The following is a 10,867-nucleotide window of genomic DNA, read 5'->3' on the forward strand; positions in this document are numbered from 1 at the left end:
ACGGGGATTTTTGTTTGCATTTAAAGAAAGTATAAAATACTTTCTTTAAGTGCAAGAGCAACAAAGTTTGCGAAAACAGCCTTTCTTTATAAACCTCATTTTAGATATTGATTGTCAAAAGGAATGAAGGTGATGAGACGAGTATATTTCTCAAGCCCATTCGATAGGATTGTGAAAAACAATAATAATCTTATTGCTTAACAGCTCAAATAAGTTGAATAATATAGAATGTAGTAGCCATTAGGAGTGAAGAAACCATGCAAGCTGACGCGATCATTGTCGGCGGTGGTCCCTGCGGTCTTTCTGCAGCGATTGCTTTAGAGGAAATAGGTCTGAAACCAATCGTTATCGAAAAAGGGAACATTGTCAATTCAATTTATAATTACCCGACACATCAACAGTTTTTCAGTACAAGTGAAAAGCTTGAAATCGGAAATGTCCCATTTGTTATTGAACAAAGAAAACCTAAACGTAACCAGGCACTTTCTTACTACCGTGAAGTTGTTAAAAGAAAAAAACTTACGGTGCATGCATTTGAAAAAGTTCTAGTCGTAGAGAAGCAGGAAAACGGCTCTTTTGTCGTCCGATCAAAAAAACAGAATGATGAAGAACAGACATATGAAACACCTTACGTTATCATTGCAACCGGATATTATGACCATCCAAATTACATGGGTGTCCAAGGAGAAGACCTGGATAAGGTACTTCATTATTTTAAAGAAGCACATCCATACTTTGATCGTGATGTAGTCGTCATCGGGGGGAAAAACTCAGCAGTAGATGCAGCACTTGAATTGGAAAAAGTAGGGGCTAGAGTTACTGTATTATATAGAGGCTCTGAGTATTCAAGCAGTATCAAGCCATGGATCTTGCCGGAATTCGAAGCTTTAGTCCGCCATGAAAAGGTGAAGATGGAATTCAACGCAAAAGTAATCGAAATCAAAGAACAGTCTTTGATTTATGAGGTGAATGGAGAACAGAAAGAAATCGCGAATGATTTTGTGTTTGCTATGACTGGTTACCATCCTGACCATTCATTCTTGACAAAAATGGGTGTAGGGATCGAAGAGGAAACGGGAAGACCGTTGTTCAATCCTGAAACGATGGAAACGAACGTTAACGGTATCTTCATTTCAGGTGTGATTGCAGCCGGGAATAACGCTAATGAAATCTTCATTGAAAATGGCCGGTTCCATGGTGGTTTGATCGCAAATGAAATAATGAATAGGAATAAAAAGTGGGACTGACCGATTTGGTTCAGTCCCTTTTCCTGTACTTTAAGAAAGTATAAAATATATTCTTTATCAATTGGCTTTTTTCTAAAAGATTGTTGCTTTTGAGTTATTTTAAAAACCACCTTGTGCAAGTTGATTAGAGAGCAAGGTGCGAGACTCCTCGAAAATGAAAATCGCATTTTCTTCGTGCGATGTAACGCTGCCGAAGCTTTCCTTGTCCTGCGGGATCAGCGTGCCTACTACCTGAATAATCTCCTCGCAAGGCATGCGACGAGGAAGCTCGCTTCGACAGGACTTTCTTGTAGACGCAGGAGCACAAATGCTTCCTTGAAAAGGAGACTCCTGAGATCGCAAGGCGACGAGTGGGCTCACCGCATACCCCGTGGAAAGCGAGCACCTGAGCGGAAATCAAATACTTTAAAGAGCGACAAAGTTTCGAAAACAGCCTTAATTTGAAGAAAAAGCTTCTGATAACTGTTCCATATTCAAGCCCATTTCAAGAGTGACCATTAACTTCAGTCTGGCTTTTGGTCCATTCAATCCGTTCGTCAAGATGACACCAGATTCTTTAAGTTTACGACCTCCACCATCATAACTGTAAATGTCCTGGACAATTCCGTTGAAACAGCGTGAAACCATGACAATCGGAATTTGATTTTGTATAAAATGATTGATTTCCTCCATTAATGCAGGCGGTAAATTTCCTTGACCAAGTGCTTCGATGACAAGTCCATCTAAATTCATGGTACGGACAGCTTGAAGAAGATCCTTTTGCATGCCTGCATAAGCTTTTAAAAGAACAACATTTTTTGAAAGTCCTATTGTTTCATAATGTTCCCGATGAACGAGGTTATGATGGAAAAAGACACCACGTTTTGTGACAATCCCGATAGGACCAGATTGTGGGCTTTGGAATGTTGCAATATTACTTGTATGAGTCTTAGTCGCATTTTTTGCAGCATGGATTTCGTCATTGAAAACGACTAAAACCCCTTTTCCTTTTGCTTCATCACTCGCTGCCGTTCTGACGGATGTAATGAGATTATGGGGTCCGTCTGAACCGAGCTCATTACTCGAACGCATTGCCCCTGTTACGATGACAGGTATTTCATCACCATGAAGAAGATCGAGCAAATAGGCTGTTTCCTCCAATGTATCTGTACCGTGAGTGATAACAACGCCATCAAACGAGTTCTCCTTGACTTTCCTGTGTATATAATTTGAAAGACTGATCATATGTTCCGGGGTGATATGAGGTGAAGGAAGGTTTAGAAAATCATCCATCGTTACCTTGGCAATTTGTGAAAGCAGGGCATAGGTTTCGTGAAGGGGATTGACATCACCCGGAATGACTTTTCCTGTTTCTTTATCTTCACTCATTGCGATTGTTCCGCCAGTATGTATGACTAGAATTTCTTTCATTGAGTTTACACCTCGTTCCAAAAAGTTTATTCAAGATTTAAGATACCATGTTTTGTACACGTGAGTCTAAATTGACCGATAATAAATAAAATAAAGTCTTTCACAAGTTCCTTTATAATAACGTGGAAATATACTCGCTTTCCGCGGGCGATCCGCAAGCATCCTCGCTTACTTCCACAGGATGTGGTGGCTTTGACGTTCACCACAAGACCACGGAGTTAAAATCCAACTTTGCAGTTTTGCGCCGAGTAACCGCAGGCGCAGGACGTGGTGGTTGTTAGTCGAAGACCTTTAATTCGCTGTGGGGGCTTGTCTGGCTCGATATTCCCGTATGAGTCTCTTATATTTCCACCCCTTATCAGATTCTTATCAACCTTAAATCACTTTAAAAGGATTCATTAGTAATAAACTTTTAGAAAACAGCTTAACAAAATCATCGTTGTTCGTGATACGATAGTAAAAAATGGATGGAAACGGGACGATGTAAATGTTTACGGTCATATCGGCAGGGATCGCCCCAGGTCTCGCCTTGCTGTCATTTTTCTATTTAAAAGAAAAATATAAACCTGAGCCGATTTTAATGGTGTTACGAACCTTCATAATTGGGATTCTTCTTGTGTTTCCTGTAATGGTGTTGCAGTTCGGTATTTATGAAGAGATGCAAGTTGCTGAGTGGGCTGATGCTTTCATCGTTTCTGGCTTCTTTGAGGAGTTTTTCAAATGGTTCCTACTTTATTTCACAGCATACCAACATATTGAATTCAATGAGCCATATGATGGGATCATTTATGGTGTGTCGCTTTCATTAGGCTTCGCAACCGCTGAAAATGTTCTCTATTTGTTTACCAATGGTGTTGAAACCGCGTTAATGAGAGCATTGTTACCCGTTCCAAGCCATGCGTTGTTCGGGGTGATCATGGGATATTATCTTTCGCGTGGGAAATCCTCTGACAACAAGCGTGTAAAACAATCGTTCATATTAGCATCATTAGTAGTTCCGATTTTCTTTCACGGATTTTATGACTATATTATTTTATCCTTGATGAAAAAATGGGTGCTCGTCATGCTTCCATTCATGATTTTCTTATGGTGGTTAGGCCTTAGGAAAATCAAGTACGCACAGGATATGTCACAGGAAAATCATCAACAACAAAAACATGCACAATAACTATATATGCCTATCATCGAACCTGGTTGTCCATAGGATGACCCGGTTTTTTTATGTTTGCTTATCTGCCTGCAGAAAGAGAGTGAATTTCGCAAAAATCAACAATAAAGTATAACAAAGCCTTTGTATAAAATCCCTTCAATGACAGAAACTACGAACATTGAAAAGTTATACAGGATGCAACAGGAGGCTGTAATGATGAAAAGTGGAAAATTGTGCGTGAAAGTATGCTTATCATTGATACTATTGGTCATTCCGTTGTTAAGTGCTGTGTATGTTGATGATACCAACGCGTTTACCGCTCAAGTGATTCAGCATGGCGCAACGGGAGAAGATGTAATTGAGCTCCAATCAAGATTACAATATTTAGGCTATTATAATGGAAACATCGATGGTGTTTTCGGTTGGGGAACATATTGGGCCCTGCGAAACTTTCAGTATGAGTTTGGTTTAAAGGTTGATGGTCTGGCAGGTGCAACGACAAAATTGAAGCTGGCGAATGCTTCTAAGTATCACGAAAGTTACGTAAAAAAGAATATCAGGAAAGGGAGAGATTTTACCCACTACGGTGGGACACCTTTGGATCAGCAGGCTGAAAAAGGAAAAGCTCCTGCTAAAAAACAGCCTTCTGGCCAGGGAGGTAAAGCACAACCTAAAAAGCAAGCTCAAAAACCTAAACAAGGAAAAAACGTTCCAAGCGGTTATTCGGAGAATGATATTCAATTGATGGCGAACGCTGTTTATGGTGAAGCTCGTGGTGAACCGTACATTGGACAAGTAGCGGTTGCCGCAGTCATTCTTAACCGTATTGAAAGCTCATCGTTTCCAAATACGATTTCAGGTGTCATTTTTGAACCTGGCGCTTTTACAGCTGTAGCAGATGGTCAAATTTGGCTTACGCCGAATAAACAAGCAAAGAAAGCCGTTATGGATGCGATTAATGGATGGGACCCTTCAGATGGTTGTATTTATTACTTTAACCCTGATACTGCAACCTCGGGTTGGATATGGACACGTTCACAGGTCACCCAAATTGGAAAGCATATCTTTGCTAAATAACGGAGGTGAAGAGACATGATCAGAACGATTCTAATAACATTACTGGCGATTGCTGTAATCGGTACTGGATATTGGGGATATAAGGAGCACCAGGAAAAAAACGCAATTCTTATCGAAGCTGAAAATAACTATCAGCGAGCATTTCATGATTTGAACTTCCATTTTGATGCTTTGGAAGAGAAAATAGGGACTACTTTGGCGATGAACTCACGTCAGCAAATCTCTCCTTCGCTCGCTGAGGTCTGGCGATTGACATCTGAAGCACATAACGATGTGGGACAATTACCATTGGCGTTGCTACCTTTCAACAAAACAGAAGAATTCCTTACAAAGATCGGAGAGTTCAGTTACCGGATTGCAATTAGAGATTTGGAGAAAAATCCCCTTTCCAATGATGAATATGCTACACTTCAGAAATTGCATAAAAACGCAACTCAAATCAAAAATGAGCTAAGAGACGTACAAGCGACTGTCATGAAGGAAAACTTAAGGTGGATGGACGTTGAATTAGCTCTTGCGACTGAATCGGACCCAAAAGATAATACAGTCATAGATGGGCTGAAGACGGTGGATAAGTCCGTCGAAGGTTATTCAGAGGTGAACTGGGGACCGGAAATTACAAAGATCAATGAATTTGAAGACAACAAATACAAAGCATTGAGCGGTAAAGAAATAAGCAAAGAAGAGGCGAAGAACCTGGCAATCAAATTCCTCAAACTTGAAAAGAACAGTAAAGTGATTGTCGAGGAAAATGGAAAAGGGTCACCGTACAAAGCATATCGTATTTCAATCAATGAACCGAAAAGCAAATCTAACATCTACATGGAAATGACCCAAAAAGGCGGTCATCCGACATGGATTCTTGAAGATCGAAACGTACAAAAGTCAAATATCAGTTTATATCAAGGAAGCGAAAAAGCTACCGAGTTCCTGAATCAACATGCAATGGATAAAATGGAAATGACGACAAGCGACCAATATGAGAACATAGGAATATACACCTATGTGAAAAAACAAGGTGATGTCCGTATCTATCCACAAACTGTAACGATAAAAGTGGCCCTTGATAACGGTGATATTATCGGATATGAAGGTATGAACTACTTGCTTGGCGAAAAAGATCGCAATATCACAGCACCCACGATGTCGCAGCAAGAAGCACGTGGAAAAATGAATCCAAAGCTGAAAATCATGGAAACACACCAGGGAATCATCATAAATGACCTCGGTGAAGAGGTGCATTGTTATGAATTCTTGGCAACCATGGGCAACGAAACATTCCGTATATTCATTAATGCTGATAATGGATTTGAAGAAAAAGTGAAAAAACTCGATGACCCGAATACACCGGTCAACAGCATGTAAAACTCACGTAAAAGGAAAAGCAAAAATTGCTTTTCCTTTTCTTGTTAAAATGAGATAATAGACCTAAATAAAACTCTTAAATGATACGTTGAGTTGTTTCCAGATCTATTGGAGTTCCGTGAATCGACAAGATCGTATCACTGAGCTAAATAAAAAGGGGAGGGGGGATTTTCATGATCAAAATTGGGGAAACCCTTTTTCTTGATATCCGGAAACCCGGACAAGAAGCACAAAAGTTTCAATGTAAGGTTGAAGATATAAGGGAAGATCATCTGCTAGTTACATATCCATCCAATCTCCGGACGAATAAATCGGAATTTTTCATGGTAGGGACAAAGTTCTATGCACATTTCACGACAAAAGAGAAAATTACCTACAAGTTTCGCACTGAAATGACCGATCGGAAAAAAGAACATATACCTTTACTGATTTTATCATTTCCTGGTGAAAACAATTTGGAAAAAATTCAAAGGCGTGAATTTGTTCGTGTTGATACATCGATTGATACTGCGATTCATCCTTCAGATTATCAATTTCAACCATTTACAGCGATCACTTCGGATGTAAGTGCTGGTGGATGTGCAATTATTTTACCTGAGCAACACAGACTGAAGGAAGGCATGGAAGTGAATTGTTGGATGGTACTGCCCTTGAAAGACCAGCACAGATATGTAAAGCAAAAGGCTAGAGTCATCCGCATCATTAAAGGTGAGAACGGCAAACGGGATAAAGCACCTTTGCAGTTCATGAAGATCACAGAGAGAGACAAACAACATATGCTGCGGTTCTGTTTTGAAGAACAACTGATGCTTAAGAAGAAAGGGTTATTATAAGGCTGTTTTCGTAAACTTTGTTGCACTTGCACTTAAAGAAAGTATAAAATACTTTCTTCAGTATAAGGGCAACTAAGGCTCGACCTACAAAAGGCTTGGCCTCGCCAAGTTTTCTTTAAAAGTCGTTGATTTCCGCTCCAGGATGCTCGCTTTCCGCGGGGCGTGCGGTGAGCCCACTCGTCGCCTTGCGACCTCAGGAGTCTCCTTATCAAGGAAGCATTTGTGCTCCTGCGTCTACAAGAAAGTCCTGTCGATGCGAGCTTCCTCGTCGCATGCCTTGCGAGGAGATTATTCAGGTAGTAGGCACGCTGATCCCGCAGGACAAGGAAAGCTTCGGCAGCGTTACAGCGCACGAAGAAAATGTGATTTTCATTTTCGAGGAGTCTCGCACCTTGCTCTCCAATCAACTTGCACAAGGTGAGTTTTTAATAATGACTCAAAAGCACCAATCTTTTAGAAAAGAGCCTATTATAATTAATCTGTATAACAGCAGCCTTGTTTTGGTAACGATAGAGAAAAGACCATTATGAGGATGCGATTCGATCATGAAATTGCTTGAACGTATTTTGATCAAATTGATTGTTTGCCAGATCATTTTTCTCCTTGTCGCTCAATATCTCATATTCAATTGGAACATTGGTACCTATTTCAATCAATTGTATGAATATGAAGGTATTACGAATGGAAGCACTGGTGAGACAGTCGAAACGATAGACCGCTCAAATTTCCTATGGTATGATGAAAGGGTTGAAAATTGACTCGGTATCAATGACTTTGAGGGATAATGTCACCGTTGAACTTGGCACTTGGAGCCTTATGGTTTCCTCAAAAGGGCCAAGTTTCTCTATGAGTTGGGTAGAAAAATGGTTGAAAGCCTCGAATTATTAATAAAAACAGATGTGTTGACAGAAGCAGGAGGAACTATGAGTAACTTGATGAAAATTGCAATTGATGGACCTGCAGGGGCAGGGAAAAGTACTGTCGCCAAAAAAGTGGCAGACATATTATCGTTTGTTTATATTGATACAGGTGCAATGTATCGATCCATAACTTTGAAAGCACTTCGAAACGGCATCGATGTCAGAGACGAAAATGCTCTGAAAGATGTCTTAGAGAACACAAAAATCGATCTGCAAAAACAGTTAGATAAACAGTTCGTCGTTTTGGATGGGGAAGATGTAACCGAAGAGATCAGAACGTCTGAAGTGACAAACAATGTTTCTGAAGTTGCAAAACATCCCGCCGTACGTGTAGAAATGGTGAAGCGCCAACAAGAATTAAGCCAAGAGCATCCAGTTGTCATGGACGGACGTGATATCGGAACTCATGTCATACCGGATGCACAGGTTAAAATTTTTCTGATCGCCTCTGTTGACGAGCGAGCGAAAAGAAGACACGACGAAAACCTCATAAAAGGGCTTCCCTCTGATTTAGAGCAAATTAAGCGGGAAATCGAACAACGAGATGAATTGGACTCTAAACGGGAAGCATCTCCATTGATGAAAGCGGAAGATGCAATTGAACTTGATACGACGACAATGTCGATTGACGAGGTTGTGAAAGCGATCCTTCAGATCGTCCGAGAAAGAGAAAGGGTTTGATGGCGGGTGAATCTCTATAATTTAGGGCGTAATTTTTTTAATGGAATCTTCGCAGCTGGATATAAATTACAAGTGAACGGCCTTGAAAATGTTCCTAAAGAGGATGGAGTCCTGATCTGTTCGAATCACATCAGTTATCTTGATCCCCCGCTGGTCGGTTGTTCATCAGGCCGCACTGTTCACTTCATGGCAAAGGCTGAGCTTTTTAACATGCCAGTATTGAAAGGTATACTTCCGAAAATCCACGCTTTTCCTGTTCGAAGAGGTATGAGTGATAAACAAGCATTAAGAAAAGGGTTAGAATTATTACGCAACGGGAAAGCAGTTGGACTGTTTCCTGAAGGAACAAGGAGTAAGACCGGATCGATCGCAGATGGATTAGCAGGAGCAGGTTTCTTTGCTTTGAAAACAGATGCAAAAGTTGTACCTTGTGCAATCATCGGTCCTTTCAAAATGTTTAAACCGGTGAAAATCGTGTATGGAACACCGATTGATTTTTCTGAATTGAAAGAACAAAAGGCTTCAGCTAGAGAAGCAACAGAAAAAATCATGGAAGAAATACGGAAGTTATACGAAGCGAATAAGTAATAATATCGGAGTTTAGTTACTTGACAAAAACCGCTATTTATAAGAAGTTAGAGAAAAGGGAAATGAACCTTATACATACTCTTTCACATAAGTGAAGGGTCTAATAAATGTTTTTCTCTTCGTTTAGACACTTAAGGAGGTAAAGCCAATGACTGATGAAATGAATCAAGAACTTTCAGAAATTAAACCTTTGGATGTCGGTGATATTGTAGAAGGCACCGTTACAAAGGTTGAGGAAAAACATGCATTGATCGATGCAGGATATAAGATGGATGGAATCTTGCCGATCAGTGAGCTTTCAAGCTTGCATGTCGAAAAAGTTAGTGATGTCTTATCTGATGGAGATACATTGACTCTAAAGGTGATCAAACTAACAGAAGAAGAGCTCGTTCTTTCAAAGCGTGCAATTTCTGCGGAAAAGGCATGGTCTGAATTGAAAGAAGCGAAGGAAAAAAACGAGACCTTAGAAGTCGAAATCGCTGACGTCGTCAAAGGCGGTCTTGTGGTCGATCTCGGCGTACGCGGGTTCATCCCAGCATCTCTTGTTGAAAAACACTTTGTAGAAGATTTTTCTTCATATAAAGGAAAGACATTGGAAGTCAAGATTGTGGAACTTGAAGAAGAAAACAATAAACTTATCTTGTCTCATCGTGCTGTATTAGAAGAGCAAGAAGAATCTCAAAAACAGGATGTGCTTCAATCACTTGAGGCAGGGCAAGTATTGGAAGGTACCGTACAACGCCTCACAGACTTCGGTGCATTCGTCGACATCGGCGGGATTGATGGGCTTGTCCATATTTCACAACTTGCACATCATCGAGTGGAAACACCATCTGAAGTCGTTAATGAAGGTGACACAGTAAAAGTCAAGGTACTTTCTGTCGATCGTGACAACGAACGTATTTCACTTTCCATCAAAGAAACACTACCTGGACCATGGGACAATGTAAAAGATGTTCTTGAAAAAGGTCAAGTCGTCGACGGAACAGTGAAACGTCTCGTTTCTTTCGGTGCATTTGTTGAAGTTGCACCAGGTGTAGAAGGGCTTGTGCATATTTCTGAAATTGCCAACAAGCATATCGGTACACCTAGCGAGGTTCTTGATCAAGGGGATAAAGTTAAAGTGAAAGTATTAGACATCAACCCTGATGAAAAGAGAGTTTCTTTAAGCATCCGTGCTACATTGGAGGAAGAAAACCGTCCTTCAAAAATCGATCCAGAATACAATAAAGAAACTGACGGGAATACAGGTTTCTCACTTGGAGATATGATTGGCGACCAATTGAAAAAGTATAAATAAGTGAAATGAGCGGGCTGATCCTTCTTCCTATTCGAAGCGGGATCAGCTCTTTCTTTTTACGGATTTTCTAACGTGTCCATTAAACAACAATCTGTTAAAGGTGCTTTATGAAAGGATCTTTTCTAAAAGATTGTTGCTTTTGATTTATTTTTTAAAAAATCACCTTGTTCAAGTTGATTGGAGAGCAAGGTGCGAGACTCCTCGAAAATGAAAATCGCATTTTCTTCGTGCGATGTAACGCTGCCGAAACTTTCCTTGTCCTGCGGGATCAGCGTGCCTACTACCTGAATAATCTC

Annotated in this window: 12 protein-coding genes; 10 read left to right on the top strand and 2 right to left on the bottom strand. The window is 40.4% G+C overall.

Annotated elements, in window-relative coordinates; genetic code table 11:
- Window positions 1-257: 257 nt before the first annotated feature.
- Window positions 258-1,247, top strand: a complete 990-nt coding sequence (locus ACTWQL_RS20045) for a YpdA family putative bacillithiol disulfide reductase (protein WP_443144179.1) — start codon at window positions 258-260, stop codon at window positions 1,245-1,247.
- A gap of 99 nt (window positions 1,248-1,346) precedes the next feature.
- Here ACTWQL_RS20045 and ACTWQL_RS20050 read toward each other — a convergent pair whose 3' ends face one another.
- The gene (locus tag ACTWQL_RS20050) at window positions 1,347-1,502 is read right to left on the bottom strand and encodes a hypothetical protein (RefSeq protein WP_443144180.1); all 156 of its coding nucleotides are present in this window, start codon (window positions 1,500-1,502) and stop codon (window positions 1,347-1,349) included.
- A 180-nt stretch (window positions 1,503-1,682) separates the two neighbouring features.
- On the bottom strand, window positions 1,683-2,657 hold the full coding sequence (locus tag ACTWQL_RS20055; RefSeq protein WP_443144181.1) for an asparaginase: 975 nt from the start codon (window positions 2,655-2,657) through the stop codon (window positions 1,683-1,685).
- 487 nt (window positions 2,658-3,144) lie between these two features.
- Here ACTWQL_RS20055 and prsW point away from each other — a divergent pair, with 487 nt between their 5' ends.
- From prsW to rpsA, 9 genes are all read left to right on the top strand, one after another.
- Window positions 3,145-3,825 (top strand): glutamic-type intramembrane protease PrsW, encoded by a 681-nt coding sequence (gene prsW, locus ACTWQL_RS20060; protein WP_443144182.1) that lies wholly within the window; start codon window positions 3,145-3,147, stop codon window positions 3,823-3,825.
- Window positions 3,826-4,023: 198 nt separating this feature from the next.
- The gene (gene sleB / locus ACTWQL_RS20065) at window positions 4,024-4,884 is read left to right on the top strand and encodes a spore cortex-lytic enzyme (protein ID WP_443144183.1); all 861 of its coding nucleotides are present in this window, start codon (window positions 4,024-4,026) and stop codon (window positions 4,882-4,884) included.
- Between the two features lie 15 nt (window positions 4,885-4,899).
- Window positions 4,900-6,249, top strand: a complete 1,350-nt coding sequence (gene ypeB / locus ACTWQL_RS20070; protein ID WP_443144184.1) for a germination protein YpeB — start codon at window positions 4,900-4,902, stop codon at window positions 6,247-6,249.
- Between the two features lie 173 nt (window positions 6,250-6,422).
- On the top strand, window positions 6,423-7,082 hold the full coding sequence (locus ACTWQL_RS20075) for a flagellar brake protein (RefSeq protein WP_443144185.1): 660 nt from the start codon (window positions 6,423-6,425) through the stop codon (window positions 7,080-7,082).
- 272 nt (window positions 7,083-7,354) lie between these two features.
- Window positions 7,355-7,612, top strand: coding sequence for a hypothetical protein (locus ACTWQL_RS20080; RefSeq protein WP_443144186.1), 258 nt, complete (start codon window positions 7,355-7,357; stop codon window positions 7,610-7,612).
- A gap of 15 nt (window positions 7,613-7,627) precedes the next feature.
- On the top strand, window positions 7,628-7,840 hold the full coding sequence (locus ACTWQL_RS20085; protein WP_443144187.1) for a DUF5359 family protein: 213 nt from the start codon (window positions 7,628-7,630) through the stop codon (window positions 7,838-7,840).
- A gap of 165 nt (window positions 7,841-8,005) precedes the next feature.
- Window positions 8,006-8,683, top strand: a complete 678-nt coding sequence (cmk, locus tag ACTWQL_RS20090; RefSeq protein WP_443144188.1) for a (d)CMP kinase — start codon at window positions 8,006-8,008, stop codon at window positions 8,681-8,683.
- 6 nt (window positions 8,684-8,689) lie between these two features.
- Window positions 8,690-9,271: a lysophospholipid acyltransferase family protein gene (locus tag ACTWQL_RS20095; protein WP_443144189.1), complete on the top strand. Its 582-nt coding sequence runs from the start codon at window positions 8,690-8,692 to the stop codon at window positions 9,269-9,271.
- A 148-nt stretch (window positions 9,272-9,419) separates the two neighbouring features.
- Complete coding sequence (gene rpsA / locus ACTWQL_RS20100) at window positions 9,420-10,571, top strand: 30S ribosomal protein S1 (RefSeq protein ID WP_443144190.1); 1,152 nt, start codon at window positions 9,420-9,422, stop codon at window positions 10,569-10,571.
- Window positions 10,572-10,867 lie beyond the last annotated feature (296 nt).

The sequence above is a fragment of the Pseudalkalibacillus sp. R45 genome, from assembly GCF_052246725.1.
GTDB lineage: Bacteria > Bacillota > Bacilli > Bacillales > Fictibacillaceae > Pseudalkalibacillus.